We start from the raw sequence: 15,401 nt of genomic DNA, 5'->3' as shown, positions 1-15,401 counted from the left end.
GGGGAGCCGCTCTCGCCGGGAGGAAAACGCCTGGGTGCGGGGTGAGAACGAGAGGGCGACGGCGAGAGTTCCCGCCCCGCAGGACCTCACCCGCTGGCCTCCGGGTGTGGCGCTCCCCACTCGGCGTCCGAGCGCGGAATACGTCCGGCCGGGCGCACGGTTTGGGAGCATGAACGCAGTCGTTCGGAACACCTTCCAGACAGGATGCACAAGTAGCCATGCCCTTGCGTCGGTTCTCCCGCCCGCGTGCCGTCGTCGTCGTCACGGCCACGGTCGCTCTCCTGCTCGCCGCCTGCTCACCCGGGGGAGGGACGCCGGAGGAACCCGCCGGCGAACCCGTCGCGGGCGGAACCCTCACCTACGCCTCGGGTGACGCGGAGCCCTCGTGCCTCGACCCGCACGTCGGCGGCAACTACCCGCAGGCGCTCATCGCCACGCAGTACCTCGAGTCGCTCGTCTCCCTCGACGAGAGCGGCGAGGTCATCCCGTGGCTCGCCACCGAGTGGCAGGAGAGCGACGACGGCCTGAGCTGGGAGTTCACCCTCCGCGAGGACGTGACGTTCACCGACGGCACGCCGTTCGACGCCGAGGCGGTGGCCGCCAACATCGCGCACGTGCAGGACCCGGCGACGGCGTCGTCCACCGGCTACCTCGCCCTGGCGAAGATCGAGAACGTGGTGGCCGTCGACGACCACCACGTCCGGCTGGAGCTGACCGCGCCCGACAGCGCGCTGCTGGAATCGCTCTCGCAGATCTGGGTGGCCATGGAGTCGCCGAAGGCCCTGGAGCGCAGCCAGGAGGAGAACTGCGCCGCACCCGTGGGCACCGGCCCGTTCGTCGTCGACGAGTGGGAGCGCCAGGACTCGGTGACCCTCGTGCGGAACGACGACTACAGCTCCCCGCCGGCCGACGCCGAGGGTTCCGGCCTCCCGTACCTCGAGTCGATCGTGTGGCGGTTCATCCCCGACTCCGCGAGCCGCTACGCCGCGCTCCAGTCCGGTGAGGTGCAGGTCATCGACAACGCGCAGCCGGACACCATCCAGTCGGCCGAGGCCAGCGGGACCATCAAGGAGCTGGACGCACCCCGCCCCGGTGCCTCGAACCGGATAGAGCTCAACTCGGGCAAGGCGCCGTTCGACGACGAGCGGGTCCGCGAGGCGTTCATCCGCTCCGTGAACGTGGACGACGGCATCGACAGCCTGTTCTTCGGGACCGCCGAGCGTTCGTACTCGCCGCTGTCCGGCGTCGAGCCGCTCGGCCTGGGCGAGCCCGACCTCTTCACCGTCGACACCGACGCCGCTGCCACCCTGCTCGACGAGGCGGGCTGGGCCGAGCGCGACGCCGACGGCTACCGCGTCAAGGACGGCGAGCGCCTCACCCTCGACTTCCCGGTGAGCACCAACCAGTCGATTCCCGCCGAGCAGTCCCTGTTCGAGCAGATCCAGGCGGATGCCAAGACGGCGGGCTTCGAGGTGCGGCTCCACCCGCTCGACCTCTCCAGCTGGTACGGCGCGCTCGCCGAGAACGACTACAACCTGGTCAGCGCCCCGTACACGAAGGTCGGCCCGGACGTGCTGCGGATCCTGTACCACTCGGCGAGCATCGAGCCCGCGCCCAGCGGCTACTTCGCGAACCTCGCCCAGGTGGACGACCCCGCGCTCGACGACCTGCTCACCCGCGCCTCCGCGACGAGCAACCCCGACGACCGCAAGAGCCTGTACGAGCAGGCCCAGCGGATCATTCTCGAGGGGTACTACATCCTGCCGCTGTACGACCAGCAGAACCACTTCCTCTACTCATCGACGGTGCAGGGCCTGCGGGCGATGCCCACGGTCTCCACGCCGACCTTCACCGAGGCCTGGCTGACGTCTTGACGCTTCCCGTCCCCACCACCGGGGCGCGCAGGAGGCCGGTGCCGGGCAACCGGCGCTGGCTCCTCCTGCGCGCCGGTGGGGTCGTGTTCGTGCTCTGGGCCGCCGCGACCATCACGTTCTTCGCGCTCCGGCTGGTCCCCGGCGACCCTGCCGAGGCGATCCTCGGCGGACCCGGCTCGCAGGCCGGACCCGAGGCGCTGGAGCAGGTACGCCGTGAGTACGGCCTCGACCAGCCGCTCGTCGTGCAGTACCTGACCTACCTCGGCAGGCTCGCGACCGGCGACCTCGGCCAGTCGTACTCCCTGCACAAGCCCGTGGCGACGGCGATAGGGGAGCAGTTCGGCGCCACGCTCACCCTCGCCCTGTGCTCCCTCGTGCTCGCCTGGGTGCTCGCCTGCGCGCTGGCCGCCTGGAGCGTGCGGGGCGGCCGGATCGCCTGGGCCATCGGCTCCGGGCTGGAGCTGGTGGCCGCGGCCGTGCCGCACTTCTGGCTCGCGACGGTGCTGATCCTGTTCTTCAGCCTCACCCTGGGGATCCTGCCGCCGGTCAGCGTGCCGGGGCCGCTCGGCATCGTGCTGCCCGCGCTGACGATGGCGATCCCGCTGGCCGGGTTCCTCGGGCAGGTCATGCGCGAGTCCCTGCTGACCGCCATGGAGTCGCCCTTCGTCACCACGGCGCGCGCCCGCGGCGAGAGCGAGGTCCGGATCTTCTGGCGGCACACGCTGCGGCACGCCGCGATCCCCGCCGTCGGGCTGTCCGGCTGGGCCTTCGGGTCGCTGATCAGCGGGGCGGTCGTCGTGGAGTCGGTGTTCGCCCGGCAGGGTCTCGGCCGCAGCCTGCTGTCGGCGGTCCAGCTGCGTGACGTCACGCTGGTGACCGGCATAGTGCTCGTCGTGGCCCTCGCGTACACGGTGATGACCCTGGTGACCGATCTCGCCGACCGGGCGATCGATCCGCGCGGACGGGCGGTGACCGAGTGAGCGCGGGCATGAGCCGCCTGCGCTCGGCCGTCGCGCGCGTCACCGTGTTCCGCCCGACGGTCGCCGAGGCGATCGCGGGACTGGTCCTCCTGCTCCTGCTCGTCGCGGCGCTCTGGCCGAACCTGCTCGCCCCGGGCGACCCGCTCGCCGTCTCGCGTACCGACGCCTTCCAGCCGCCCTCCCTCGCGCACCTTTTCGGGACCGACGAGTCCGGCCGCGACATCTACACCCGGGTGATCCACGGGGCCGCGGAGTCGCTGCGGATCGGCGTCCTCGCGACGGCGATCGGCATAGGCCTCGCGACGGTCCTCGGCTTCGCGGCCGGCCTCGGCCCACGCTGGCTCGACTTCGGCACCACGCGGCTCGTCGAGGTGCTCTTCGCGTTCCCCGGCCTGCTGCTCGCGCTGCTGTTCATCGTGGTGACCGGGCCGGGCGTGCTGAGCTCCACCATCGCCGTCGGCCTGGCCACCGCGCCCGGCTACGCGCGGATCATCCGGTCCCAGGTGCGGCGGACGGCGTCCGCCGAGTTCGTCGAGGCCGCCCGCGTGCTCGGGCGGGGCCGGCTCTGGATCGTCGTCCGGCACATCCTGCCGAACGTGACCGCCGCGCTGTTCGTGCTCGCGACCCTCGGGCTCGGCCAGGCAGTCATCTGGGTCTCCTCGCTGAGCTACCTCGGTCTCGGCGCGGTGCCGCCCGCCGCGGAGTGGGGTGCGATGCTCGCCGCGGGCCGCACCTACATCGCGAACTTCTGGTGGATGACCTTCTTCCCCGGCCTCGCGATAGTCGCCGGCGCGGCGGCCGCCACCGTCATCGGGCGCGGCATCCAGAAGCGGAACAGGAGCGCCCTGTGACCAGGCCGAACCAGCCGGTGCTGAACGTGCAGGACCTGGTCGTCACGTTCCCGGAGCGTGGTGGGGCGGGCCGGCGCAGCGTCGTCGACGGCGTCAGCTTCCAGGTGGCCGCCGGCGAGTGCGTGGCGATCGTCGGCGAGTCCGGCTCGGGCAAGAGCGTCACCGCGCGCAGCATCGTCGGACTCGCGGGGGAGGGCGCCCGGGTCACCGCCGCGGAGCTCACCGTCGCCGGTCAGGACGTGCTCTCTCTGTCCGGCCGGCGTCTGCGCAGCCTGCGGGGCGGCACGGTCGGCCTGATCGCGCAGGACGCGCTCGTCTCCCTCGACCCCCTGCGACCCGTCGGGCGCGAGATCGGTGACACGCTCGCCCTGCACACCGGGCTCGACGCCGCCGCGCGCCGCGCGCGCACCATCGAGCTCCTCGACCGCGTAGGCCTGCCCGACGCCGAGCTGCGGGCCGGCCAGCGACCCGGACAGCTCTCCGGCGGCCAGCGGCAGCGCGCCCTCATCGCCGCCGGGATCGCGGGGGAGCCGCTCCTGGTCATCGCCGACGAGCCGACCACGGCGCTGGACCAGCCCGTCCAGGCCGGTGTGCTCCAGCTGCTGGGGCAGCTGCGCGACGACGGTACCGGCGTGCTGCTCATCAGCCACGACCTGTCGGTGGTGCTGGGCATCGCCGACCGGGTACTCGTGATGACCGACGGCGCCGTGGTCGAGGAGGGCACGCCGGCGGAAGTCTTCGAGCGCCCCCGGCACCCGTACACCCGCAAGCTGGTGGCCGCCGTCCCGGGAGGCGTCCCCCGCGGCACCCCTCTGTCGGCGGCCGGCCCCGCGGCCGGCGTCGAACGTAGGAGTGGTCGCGGCATGGCCGCCGACAGAGCGACGAAGCCTACGTTCGACGGCGCGTCCGCCCGTGGAGCGACCGGGCCTACGTTCGGCGACGTCCTCCTCGAGGCCCTGGGGCTCGCGCGGACGTTCCAGGTCGGCGGACGCGAGATCGTCGCCGCCGACGACGTCTCGTTCACCCTCCGCGCGGGGCGGACCCTCGGGCTGGTCGGGGAGTCCGGTTCGGGCAAGTCCACCACCGCCCGGCTCCTCCTCGGGCTGGAACGGCCCGACGCCGGCGAGGTCACCCTGCTCGGCGAGCCCTGGATCCCCCTCCCGGAGGCCCGACGGCGCCCGCGCCGGCCGCTCGTCGGCGCCGTGTTCCAGGACGCACTCAGCTCGTTCGACCCCCGCTGGACCGTCGGTACGGTCCTCGCCGACGCCCTCACCCGCGGCCGCACGACCCGGCCTGGACCGGTCCGCGCGGAGATCGCCGAGCTGCTCGACACCGTGGGCCTCGATCCGGCGGAGGCCACCCGCCGTCCGCTGCACCTCTCGGGCGGCCAGCGGCAGCGCGTCGCCGTCGCGCGGGCGCTCGCGGCCGACCCCAGGGTGCTGATCCTCGACGAGCCGGTCTCCGCGCTCGACGTCTCCGTCCAGGCGCAGGTGCTCGACCTGCTCGACCGGCTCCAGCGCGAGCGGAACCTCGCCTACCTGCTCATCACGCACGACCTCGGGGTCGCGCTGCACATGAGCGACGACATCGCCGTCATGCAGGAGGGGCGCATCGTCGGGTCCGGCCCGACGGCGACCGTCTTCGACGACCCGCAGCACCCGTACGTGCGGCTGCTGCGGGAGGCCTCGCCGGTCGCCGTCGGGCGAGCAGACAGGGGCTGACCCGGCCTGCCCTACATCTCGATCCTGGGCTCGGCGTCCAGCACGTCGAAGGTGTTCAGCAGGCGCAGGTAGGGCGCGAAGGCCTCGTCCACCTGGTCCGGCTCCAGCCCGTAGCGCCGCATGTCGTACTGGTGCGGCTTCGAACCCGCCGGACGGGCGAGCACCTGGTCGAGCTGCGCCTGGTCGCTCGCCGTCCAGGTGGCCCCGATCGCCGCGTACACCCGGGGCACCTCCGTGTGCGGGTCGGCGCTCAGTGCGTGGTACGGCACGTCCACGATGGACGACGGCGGCAGGCTGAGCCGCGCCTCCAGGGCGTTGTTCACCCAGGTGACCATCGAGTCCATGATGAGCTGCCCGACCTCCAGCGGGTCCGGGTCCTTCTGGTACGGCGCCCACAGCGTCTCGACGAGGCTGCACGCCGAGCCGACGACGGTGCCCGGGTCGCGGTGCGTCCACACGAACGTGGCGTCCGGGAAGACCTTCCGGATCACCGTCATGTCGTTCAGGTGCGCAGGGTACTTCACGACCCACCGCTTGGGCGGACGTCCGTGCTGCAGCACCTGCAGGCCCTGCTTGAGGCACTCGTAGTCGGTGGCCAGCTCTGCCTCGCTGCGCTGCGCGTACCAGGCACGGTACGAGGGCATGCTGCCGTGGAACAGCGGCCAGAAGGTGCCGTGCGGCATGAGCAGCAGCGACTCCTCCGGGTTCTCGGCATCCAGCGGATGGATGTGCTTCAGCCCTGGCGCGAAGACCTTCGTGAGCATCTGCGCGCTCTGGTTGAACTTCTTGATCTCCCGCTTGGCGACCGCCGGGTCGGCAAGAGTCGTGTGCTGCATCTCCCAGGCGAGCGGCCCGCGGTGGTCGGGCGACGCCGCGAGCACCTTGTGGGCAAGGGTGGTCGCGGTTCGCGGCAGGCCGAGCACGAACACCGGGTTGACGATCTGCTCGTCGGCGATCTCCGAGCGCTCGGCGATCAGCTTCTTGATGCGCAGCCGGTTGGCGTAGCGCTCCTTGATCGTGCCGAGTGCGAAGAACCAGCCGACGGGCGTCAGCCGGGGCTCCTCGGCGATGCTCCCGAACACCCTGCCGAGACCTTCGGCGAGCTCGCGGTCCTGGATGCCTGCGTCCTTCTCGACGTCGGCGGCGGCCTTCGCCCAGGCGCCCGCTGGGTCCTCCCGCCCGCGGATCGCGGGGGCGAGGACGGTGTTGAGAACCTTGGAGGCTCGGGTGTTGCTGCTCACGATGTCCCTTCGAGTGCGGAGTCCTGCTCTGGGCGGAAGGCGACCGGGAGCGCCTCCAGCAGACGGAAACGGAAGTCGGGTGCCCACCGGAGCTCGTCCGCGCGCAGCGCGAGGGCGGGTGTGAGACGGCGGTGCAGCGTCTCGGCCGCAGTGCGGACGATCAGGCGGGCCAGGTGCGGTGCGGGGCAGGCGTGGGCGCCGACCCCGAAGGCCAGGTGGGCGCCGCTGCCGGAGCCGTCCCACGGACCCTCGCCGCGGATGCTCGGGTCCGAGCCGAGTGCGCCTACCGCGAGCAGCATCGCGTCGCCGCTCTGCACGAGCTTGCCGTCCAGCAGGAAGTCCTCGACCGCGATCCGGGGCGCCAGCGAGCTCACGGGCGGCGCGCTCCACAGCACCTCGTCGAGCGCCTCGTCGATCCCGAGCCGTCCGCCCGCGAGCCGCCTGGCGAACTGTTCGTCGGTCAGGGAGAGGTAGAGCGTCTGCGCCAGCCAGGCCTGCAGCCCGAGGGCCGCGGTGGCGGTGAGCGACACGATGCCGAGCGCCGCCTCGGCGGTGCTCTCGTAGGCGGCGTGCCGTGCGAGCCGGCCGGCGGGAGTGGGGGTGCCGTCCGGCCGGCGGGCCGCCGTCTGCCCGTTGAGCAGGAAGCTCACCTCGTGCACGGTCGCCGCGGCGTAGCGTTCCGACGCCGGTCGCGTGGCGATCTCGAACACCTGCTTCGCGGTCGCGGCGTCGAACCCGAGGAGCGCGCCCAGCGTCAGGTGCGGCATCGGCGCGACGTACTCGCGCACCAGGTCGGCGACGCCGGTCGCGGCGAAGCTGTCGATCAGCTCCTCGCACCGGTCACGGGTGGTCTTGGCGACCTCTGCGTCGTCGATCACGCCGAGGACCTCGTCGAGCGGGGTACGGAGCCGGCCGTGCACGCCTGCCTCGGCCTGCTCGACCGTCGGGCGGCTGACCGGCGCGAGCGGTCGGAGCAGTGGCGAGTTCTCGTCGGGTCCCAGCTGCTCGTGACCGTTCCAGGTCCCGGTAGCCGTCGCGAGGGGAAACTGGCCGCGGGCCATCGCGACGATGGTCCGGTACTCCGTCACGAGCCACGCGCGGGTACCGGGCTCCAGCCCGACGGGGGCGACGTCCCCCCACTCCTCGCGGAGTCGCGCATGCACGGCTGCCGCGTCGGGCGACGCGGTCACCTCCGTGATGGACATGACGGTGGCCGGGTCGTCGAGCTTCAAGGGCCGGTGGGCGGGATCACCGCTGACGGTGTCGCCGATGCCGGTGACGCCGTCGATCATGGTCGAGCTCATCGAGTCCCCGTCTGGGTCGGGTACAGGTTCCTGGTTCCGGCCAAACCTTGCCCGATATGTGCGCGTATGTCGAGAAGGTCGCCAGGACTCGTGAAGGGCTACCCGCTGGTCAGTGGCCCGCGAGAGCCCGGACCGCCACTATCGTGTCGGCTTCGGCCGCGCTCTTGTCGTCGCGGTAGCGCAGCACCCGCGCGAAACGCAGGGCGAGCCCACCGGGATAACGGGTGGATCGCTGCAGGCCGTCGAACGCGATCTCCACCACCTGCTCCGGCCGGACGGTCACCACCCAGCCGTTGTCGTCGGTCTTGAGCTCGGTGAAGCGCGCGGTCTGCCACTCCAGCATCTCGTCGGTCATGCCCTTGAAGGTCTTGCCCAGCATCACGAATCCGCCCTCCGGGTCGCGCGCACCCAGGTGGATGTTGGACAGCCAGCCCTGCCGGCGACCCGAGCCCCGCTCGACCGCGAGCACCACGAGGTCGAGGGTCTGCCGCGGCTTGACCTTCACCCAGCCCGCGCCCCGGCGTCCGGCCGCGTAGGGGGCGTCGAGCGACTTCACGACCACGCCCTCCTGGCCCTCGCGCAGCGCGCCCGCGAAGAACTCGGCGGCGGCCTCTGGGTCCGACGTGACCAGCCGGCGCACCGTGTGCGGCCCGGCGATCTCGTCGAGCATGGCGAGGCGCCCACGAAGCGGGACGTCGGCGAGGTCGCGCCCGTCGGCGTGCAGCACGTCGAAGAAGTACGGGGTGAGCTGCAGCTGGGTGGCCAGCTCCACCTCCGACGTCGTCTCCTTGGTCGCGGACCGCGCGGCGGTCTCCTGGAACGGCCTTGGCACGCCGTCCTCGCCGACGGCCAGCGCCTCGCCGTCGAGCACCAGGCGGTCGGACGGCAGCGCGCGGACCACCTCGACGATCTCGGGCACGCGCTCGGTGATGTCGTCCAGGGACCGCGTGACGACGCGCACGTCGTCGCCGAGGCGGTGGACCTGGATGCGGATGCCGTCGAGCTTGACGTCGACGCAGAGCTCCGGGCCGTCCTCGCCGGCCCCCAGCTTCTCGAAGGCTGCCGCGATGTTCGGCGCTGACGCCGCGAGCATCGGCCGCACCGGCCGCCCGACCTCGAGCGTGAACGTCGCCAGCACTGCGAGCGGGTCCTCCGCGAGGAGGGCAGCGCTCGCCACCGGACCGGTCGCGCCGCGCATCATGACGGCCCGGCGGACGGCGTCGGCGGGGGCGCCCGCGGCCTCGGCGACGGCGTCGACCACCACCGAGTCGAGCGCGCCCTGGCGCAGCTCGCCGGCGACCAGGCCGCTGAGGAAAGCCTGCTCGCGCTCGGTGGCGGCGGCGAAGAGGTCCGCGGCCGCGGTGGAGCGGGCCTGGGCGGACCCCGGACCTTCGAGGGCCGCCATCTCGGCGAAGGCAGCGTCGACGTCGCGCACCGTGAGCGTTGCCGTCGTCGCCGGGGGCGGCAGGTCGCGCAGCGCCGCGTAACCGAGACCGGTGCGCCGCTGGCGGAGCGCGCCGGCGAGATAGGAGACGACTATCTCGAGGTCGTCGGCGGTGTCGGTCCGGGCTGTGCCGCCTTCGCCGTCCCTGGACCCGGCCTGGTCGACCGCGGCCGTGCGGCGCAGCAGGTCGGCGATCGCCCCGCGCTTGGCGAGGCGCGAGCGCGTGGCGGCGACGGCGTCGGACGTGGCGGCGACCTCGGCGAGCAGCATGCTCCATCTTGACGTGTCCTCAGTCGGGACGCCGCTCCGTTGCGGCTGGCCGCACAAATGACCATGCGCCTGCTGCCAGGGAGGGCTGGATCTTGGCAGCAAGTGCATGGTCATCTCGGCGCCTCTTGCCGGGTCAGCGTTTCCCAGGCGCCCACCAGGTCAGGCGGCTCGCCGCCCCGGACCTAAACGTCAGCCCAGGTGCCAGGCGGCGACCGCGGCCTCGATCGTGGCGCGGGTGTCCGCCTGGATTCCCGGCACGAGCTCGAACGGCGCCTCGCCCGACTTGGGTGCGCGGCGCCAGGTCCCGACCACGCGCCCGTCGAGGAGGACCGCCGGGCGGAAGATTCCGTTGACGAACGGGACGACGGTGCGCATCGCCTCGGCGTCCGCGACCAGCTCGCGATCCTGGTAGCCCAGGACGATCTCGTCGAACCCCGGCACGAGCAGCACGCCGGACGGTTCGGCGAGATCGGTGTCGGAGCCGCCTGCCGGATCGGCGTCGGCGCCGCTCGCCGGCTGCCCGACGAGCATCACCTTTCCGTCGACGACCACCTCGGCGACGGCCTCTGGCCGTTCCGCACGCAGCGCGGCGACGGCGTTGCGCACCGGCACCTTGGGCAGGCCGAGCCACCACGCGAGATCCTCGGTGGTGGCCGGCCCTCGGCTGGCGAAGTACGCGCGTGCGATGCGGCGCAGCGCCGTGTCCGGCTCCTCGGCAGGGATGCCGCCGAGTCCCGCGCCCGGTGACTCGACCATGAGCTGCTGCGCCCCCGCGAACGGACCCCAGTGCAGCACTCCCTGGACCCCGAGGGTGGCGATCAGGTGGTAGCCCCGCTGCCCCTCGATGGGTATCCCTGCCTGCTGCCACAGGTCGACCATCGCGGTGCGCGAGATGCCGCCGCCGTCGGGTGATGCTCTGAGCGCTTCGAGGGCGACCGCCTCGGCGCCGGCCACCACGTCGTCGTCCAGGCCCTCGGTCTCGCGGACCCGGCGGCCCGTGCGCAGCATGCGCGCGGCGGTGAGTGAGAGGAGCGCGGCGAGGTCGCCCGGCGTGGTCGCGAAGAGGGTGCCGCGCTGGGTCCACCCGCGCACGAGCTCGCCGGCGTCGAACGCGGCGCGGACGTCGTCCAGCGTGGTGCCCTGGCGGGACCGGACGGCGATCGCCCGCAGCACGGCCGGCAGGTCCTGGCCCTGGAGCGCGACCATCCGGCGGACGACGTCGGCGGGGGACAGGTCCGGGGTACCCGCGCCGCCGTCGGGCAGGGTGAGGTTCTGCGTGCGCAGGCGAAGCCGGCGCGCGGCTGCGGGCGAGAGCTCGGTCGGTCCGGAAGGCATGCGGGAAGGCTACGGGGCAGGTCTGACACTCACCCGGCCGGCGGGCCGTCCGGGCCGGAGCGCTTGCCTACTCCTCGATGGCCCCACCGATGGCACGGAGGTGCTGGCGGAAGGTCATGCCGTCGCGGTCGCGTGCGGCGAGGTACTCGGTGAACCGGGTCTGCTCGCGGAGGCTGGTGCCGAGGTTCATGCGTATCGCCTGGCGGCGTTCGGTGTCGCGGATGGTCGCCGCGAGCTCCGCGATCTCGGTGGCGCGATCGAGGGGCAGGAACAGCACGCCGTCGTCATCGCCCAGCACGAGGTCGTCGCCGGTGACCGTGTGGTCACCGAACCGTGCCGCGGTCAGGGCGTCCGCGGGCAGGGCGTCGAGGCGCTGCGGCCCGGCAGGGACGGCGCCCTGGCTGAACACCGGCAGGTGGATCGTGCGCAGGTCGCGGGAGTCGCGGTGCAGCCCCCAGATCACGATCCCGTCGAGTCCGGCGCGCTGGACCTCGAGCGTGACGAGGTCTCCGACGCATGCCTCGTACGTCCGGCCTTCGTTGTCGACCACGAGGACGTCGCCGGGCTCGGCCAGCTCGATCGCCTCGAGGAACACGTCGACGCTGCCGACGTGCCGGGCCGGGCGAGCACGGCCGACGACGCGCGCTCCCTCCCACAGCGGACGGACACCGGCGGGCGCCTGCCGGACGGGAACACCGAGGCGCACCATCGCGTCGGCGACATGGGGTGTGGTCAGGTCGAGGTACGCACCTTGCAGATCGAGCACGTCGGTCGGTCTCCTCCGTCGGGCGGCTACGGGCGGGGGTCGAGCGTCGCGGCGAGGAACTCCCGGGCCAGCCTGATGAACTCCTCGGGCTGGTCGTAGGTGACGATGTGCCCGGCCCCCGCGACCGTGACCAGGCGCGAGCCGGGGGCAGCTGCGGCCGCCGCGGACAGCTCGGCGCCCCCCACGAGCGTGTCCTGGTCGCCCCGGACCCACAGCGTCGGGACGGCCAGCCTCGGTAGGTCGGGCAGGAGGTTCAGCCGCATGGCGAACGGTCCGTAGGCCTGGGTCTGCCAGTCGTCGAGTCCTGGTTCGCCGTGCGCGTCCTTGGCACGGGCCTCCTCGACGGCCAGACGGACGATGTCCTCGAAGTCAGGGGTGTCCGCGCCGGCGGTGAGGCTGGTGGTCATGGAGCGCCGGACCAGCTCCGGACGCCTGGCGAGGTACCGGCTGGTCAGCCGCATAGCTCCGGGAGTGCGCAGGAACAGCCAGGTGAGGAACTGTGCCGGACGCCGGGCTTCGATTCCCCCGGGGCCGACGGCGATCAGGGAGCTGACCCGCTCGGGGTGGTCCAGCGCGTAGCCGGTAGCGATGCCGCCGCCCATCGACAGCCCGATGATCGCCGTCCGCGGCAGGTCCAGGGCGTCCAGCAGGTCGTCGAGGAAGCGGCGGTAGAAGGCGTCGTCGAGCACTCCGTGCCAGGGCCGGCTGCTGCCGTGCCGGGGCAGGTCGATGACGTGCACGCGGTAGTCGGCCGCCAGTGCCTGCGCGACGCGGCGCCACACACCCTGGGCCGTGTCCAGCATCGCGCCGTGCAGCAGGAGCAGCGGCGGTCCCGTGTCGCCGGCCCGGTACAGCCGCACCGGGCCGCCGGAGACGGTCAGGTCGGTGCCGGCGTCGAAGAGGTCGGTCACGTGGGCTCCTTCAGCAGGTCGAGCGCCATTATCGCGCGGCACGGCGTCCGGCCGGACAACTACTGCCTGGTGCGTGAATTGTTATGGTCAAGACCAGCCCGACCTGGGCTAAACTCGGCAGGCTTGCCTCCGTAGCTCAGTTGGATAGAGCGGGTCACTTCTAATGACTAGGTCGCGGGTTCGAATCCTGCCGGGGGCACCCAAGAGCGTGGCGACGCCGGCTGTGGCGGGGTCCCTGCTCCCTGCCACAGCCGGCGCGCTCACCGCCGGGCGTAGGCGCGATAGGTGTGTCCGCCCTGGCCGGTCAGATCGATCACGTCGGCAGCTGTCCGCGTGGTCCTGGCGCGCCGGCCCCTGGTGACGTCGAGCACCGCGAACCGGCCGGTGAAGAGCTCGCCGCGCAGGGTGATCGTGCCGTCCCGGTCGGGGGTGATCCGGTACTCGTCGGCCTGCCCGGCGCTCCATGTCGCCCCGACGGTGTGCCCGCCGCGTGCCCGGAGGCCGTCGACACTGCCGTCGGGCCACGCCGCCGGCAGCGCGGGCAGCAGGTGCACCTCGCCCGTATGGCTCTGCACCAGCATCTCGGCGATCCCTCCGGTGGCGCCGAAGTTGCCGTCGATCTGGAACGGCGGGTGCAGGTCGAACATGTTGGGCGCGAGCCGGGCCGGTGTGACGAGGTACTTGATGAGGTCGTGAGCGCGTCCGCCCTCCTCGAGCCGGGCCCAGAAGTTGATCTTCCAGGCCAATGACCAGCCCGTGCCGTCGTCGCCGCGAAGCTCCAGCGTCCGCTTCGCCGCCTCGAAGAGCTCGGGGGTGCTGCGCCGGGTGATCTGGTTGCTGGGATGCAGGCCGTAGAGGTGCGAGACGTGGCGGTGCGTGCGCTCGGTCTCGACCCAGTCGTGGAGCCACTCCTGGATGTTGCCGCGTGAGCCGATCGTCATGGGGGCCAGGCGCTCCCGGGTGGCGAGCACCCGCGCACGGAAGTCGGCATCGACCCCGAGCACCTCGCTCGCCTTCGCGCACCCGGTGAACAGGTCGGTGAGGATCTGGTTGTCCATCGTCGGGCCGGCCGCGACGCTGGCGTTGGTGTGGTGGGGGAGCTCGGGCGAGTTCGACGGGTTGGTGACGAGGTAGCCGAGGTTCGGCTCCTCCACGAGCGTGTCGAGGAAGAACTGCGCCGCGCCCCGCATCGCGGGGTAGTGCTCGCGGAGGAAGTCCGCGTCGCCAGTGAACTGGTAGTGGTCCCAGATCGTCGTGGCGAGCCACGCCCCGCCCGTCTGCCACATCCCCCAGAGCGCGCCGTCGACCACCGACGTCCCCCGCCAGCCGTCCGTGTTGTGGTGCGTCACCCAGCCGCCCGCGCCGTACTGCACCTCGGCCGTGCGCGCGCCGGTGATCGTGAGGTCGTCGATCATCGAGAACACCGGCTGAAAGCACTCGGACAGGTTCGTGGTGTCCGCCGGCCAGTAGTTCATCGGCAGGTTGGCGTTGATCGTGTACTTGGAGTCCCACGCGGGGAACAGCTCGTGGTTCCAGATGCCCTGGAGGTTCGCGGGCTGCGTGCCCGGCCGTGACGACGAGATCAGCAGGTACCGGCCGTACTGGAACAGCAGCGCGGAGAACTGCGGGTCGTCGACGGCGCCGTGCTGGGCGATCCGGACGTCGGTCGGCTGGTCGGCGGCCGCCGTGCGCCCGAGGTCCAGGGTCGTCCGGTCGAACAGCTCCTTGTACTCCGCGACGTGCCGGCCGCGCAGCTCGTCGAACGGCCTGCCGGCGGCGGCCTCGAGGTGGCGCGCCGCGATGCCCTCGTGGTCGCCACCGACGTCGGTGTGGTCCACGTAGCTGCTGCCGACCGAGACGAGGAGCAGCACGCTGTCCGCACCTGAGACGGTCAGCCGGCCGTCCGCGCTGCTCACGCTCCCGCCGTCGGCGACGACGCGCGCCGCCGCCAGGAACCTGACCTGGCCGGGGATCCCCTCCTGGTCGCTGGACACCCCGTCCAGCACGATGGTCGCGGCGTCGGGGCTGGCCGTCGTGGTCCGCTGGGGGCTGTCGAACGCGGCGGTGAACGAGATGGATCCCGGCGCGTCGGCCGTCAGCCGCATGACGACGACCTGGTCCGGCGAGCTGACGAACGTCTCCCGTCGGTAGTGCACACCCCCGACGACGAAGCTGGTCAGGGCCGTGGCCGTCGTCAGGTCGAGCTGCCGGTAGTACTCGGTGGCCCCGCTCGTACCGGGCACGGCGAGGCGCAGGTTGCCGACGGTCTGGTAGGCGAGCTGGCCCACGGGCCTGCTGAGCATGTGCTCGTTGACGAGGTCCTGTGCCTCGGCCCAGCGGTCCTCGAAGACGAGCCGGCGCACCTCGGGGAGCGCGGCCAGCGCCTCGGGGTTCGCTGAGTCGTGCGGCCCTCCGGCCCAGATCGTGTCCTCGTTGAGCTGCAGTCGTTCGGTCCCGGGGTTCCCGAAGACCATGGCGCCCAGCCGGCCGTTGCCCAGGGGCAGCGCGCGGAGCCAGTCGTCGCCCGCCGGCTCGTCGTACCAGAGCGCCAGGTCGCCGGCGGCCTGGACCTCGGGTGGGGGGACGGACGACGCGCGTGCGGTCGCCGTCCACTGCAGGGGCAGCAGCAGGCCCCCCGCGCCGACGGCACCGACCTTGATGGCTTGTCGTCTTGTCACGTCTGGCATCTGGGTCCTCCGTTGGA

General features: G+C 72.5%; 11 protein-coding genes and 1 tRNA gene. 5 read left to right on the top strand and 7 right to left on the bottom strand.

The features are described 5' to 3' along the window. The first annotated feature begins 218 nt into the window (after positions 1–218). The 4 genes from ACFO6V_RS18760 to ACFO6V_RS18745 are packed head-to-tail and all read left to right on the top strand — an operon-like array spanning position 219 to position 5,426. Positions 219–1,874, top strand: a complete 1,656-nt coding sequence (locus tag ACFO6V_RS18760; RefSeq protein WP_377137863.1) for an ABC transporter substrate-binding protein — start codon at positions 219–221, stop codon at positions 1,872–1,874. After that, complete coding sequence (locus tag ACFO6V_RS18755) at positions 1,871–2,854, top strand: ABC transporter permease (RefSeq protein ID WP_377137861.1); 984 nt, start codon at positions 1,871–1,873, stop codon at positions 2,852–2,854. The genes ACFO6V_RS18760 and ACFO6V_RS18755 overlap by 4 nt, the downstream gene beginning before the upstream one ends. A gap of 8 nt (positions 2,855–2,862) precedes the next feature. Continuing rightward, positions 2,863–3,705: an ABC transporter permease gene (locus tag ACFO6V_RS18750; protein ID WP_377137859.1), complete on the top strand. Its 843-nt coding sequence runs from the start codon at positions 2,863–2,865 to the stop codon at positions 3,703–3,705. Next, positions 3,702–5,426: a dipeptide ABC transporter ATP-binding protein gene (locus ACFO6V_RS18745; RefSeq protein WP_377137857.1), complete on the top strand. Its 1,725-nt coding sequence runs from the start codon at positions 3,702–3,704 to the stop codon at positions 5,424–5,426. Before ACFO6V_RS18750 ends, ACFO6V_RS18745 begins: the two co-directional genes overlap by 4 nt. A gap of 11 nt (positions 5,427–5,437) precedes the next feature. On the opposite strand, the gene ACFO6V_RS18740 is transcribed toward ACFO6V_RS18745, so the two are convergent. The 6 genes from ACFO6V_RS18740 to ACFO6V_RS18715 all read right to left on the bottom strand — a co-directional run bounded on the left by ACFO6V_RS18740 (position 5,438) and on the right by ACFO6V_RS18715 (position 12,697). Then, positions 5,438–6,667, bottom strand: coding sequence for a sulfotransferase family protein (locus ACFO6V_RS18740; protein WP_377137855.1), 1,230 nt, complete (start codon positions 6,665–6,667; stop codon positions 5,438–5,440). Continuing rightward, positions 6,664–7,971, bottom strand: coding sequence for a cytochrome P450 family protein (locus ACFO6V_RS18735; RefSeq protein WP_377137853.1), 1,308 nt, complete (start codon positions 7,969–7,971; stop codon positions 6,664–6,666). Before ACFO6V_RS18735 ends, ACFO6V_RS18740 begins: the two co-directional genes overlap by 4 nt. Positions 7,972–8,080: 109 nt before the next feature. Beyond that, entirely contained in the window at positions 8,081–9,685 is a 1,605-nt protein-coding gene (locus ACFO6V_RS18730) for an ATP-dependent DNA ligase (protein ID WP_377137851.1), read from the bottom strand. 189 nt (positions 9,686–9,874) lie between these two features. Beyond that, positions 9,875–11,020, bottom strand: coding sequence for a winged helix DNA-binding domain-containing protein (locus tag ACFO6V_RS18725; protein WP_377137849.1), 1,146 nt, complete (start codon positions 11,018–11,020; stop codon positions 9,875–9,877). 67 nt (positions 11,021–11,087) lie between these two features. Next, the gene (locus ACFO6V_RS18720) at positions 11,088–11,786 is read right to left on the bottom strand and encodes an RraA family protein (protein WP_377137847.1); all 699 of its coding nucleotides are present in this window, start codon (positions 11,784–11,786) and stop codon (positions 11,088–11,090) included. Between the two features lie 26 nt (positions 11,787–11,812). After that, on the bottom strand, positions 11,813–12,697 hold the full coding sequence (locus tag ACFO6V_RS18715; protein ID WP_377137845.1) for an alpha/beta fold hydrolase: 885 nt from the start codon (positions 12,695–12,697) through the stop codon (positions 11,813–11,815). A gap of 125 nt (positions 12,698–12,822) precedes the next feature. On the opposite strand from ACFO6V_RS18715, the gene ACFO6V_RS18710 reads away from it, so the two are divergent. Further along, positions 12,823–12,896, top strand: a tRNA-Arg gene (locus tag ACFO6V_RS18710). 61 nt (positions 12,897–12,957) lie between these two features. On the opposite strand, the gene ACFO6V_RS18705 is transcribed toward ACFO6V_RS18710, so the two are convergent. Beyond that, positions 12,958–15,384 carry a glycoside hydrolase family 95 protein gene (locus ACFO6V_RS18705; protein WP_377137843.1) on the bottom strand — a complete coding sequence of 809 codons (2,427 nt, stop codon included), beginning with the start codon at positions 15,382–15,384 and terminating at the stop codon, positions 12,958–12,960. Between the last annotated feature and the right edge of the window lie 17 nt (positions 15,385–15,401).

Source organism: Promicromonospora alba (genome assembly GCF_042654905.1).
Lineage (GTDB): Bacteria > Actinomycetota > Actinomycetes > Actinomycetales > Cellulomonadaceae > Promicromonospora > Promicromonospora alba.
The sequence above is the reverse complement of the archived record's forward strand: the minus strand, read 5'-3'. Positions and strand labels throughout refer to the sequence as shown.

Excerpts from the sequence above, each read along its gene's own strand:
- ACFO6V_RS18725 (WP_377137849.1), bottom strand. The coding sequence starts at position 11,020 with ATGCCTTCCGGACCGACCGAGCTCTCGCCCGCAGCCGCGCGCCGGCTT.
- ACFO6V_RS18735 (WP_377137853.1), bottom strand. The coding sequence starts at position 7,971 with ATGAGCTCGACCATGATCGACGGCGTCACCGGCATCGGCGACACCGTC.
- ACFO6V_RS18705 (WP_377137843.1), bottom strand. The coding sequence starts at position 15,384 with ATGCCAGACGTGACAAGACGACAAGCCATCAAGGTCGGTGCCGTCGGC.
- ACFO6V_RS18750 (WP_377137859.1), top strand. The coding sequence starts at position 2,863 with ATGAGCCGCCTGCGCTCGGCCGTCGCGCGCGTCACCGTGTTCCGCCCG.
- ACFO6V_RS18730 (WP_377137851.1), bottom strand. The coding sequence starts at position 9,685 with ATGCTGCTCGCCGAGGTCGCCGCCACGTCCGACGCCGTCGCCGCCACG.
- ACFO6V_RS18760 (WP_377137863.1), top strand. The coding sequence starts at position 219 with ATGCCCTTGCGTCGGTTCTCCCGCCCGCGTGCCGTCGTCGTCGTCACG.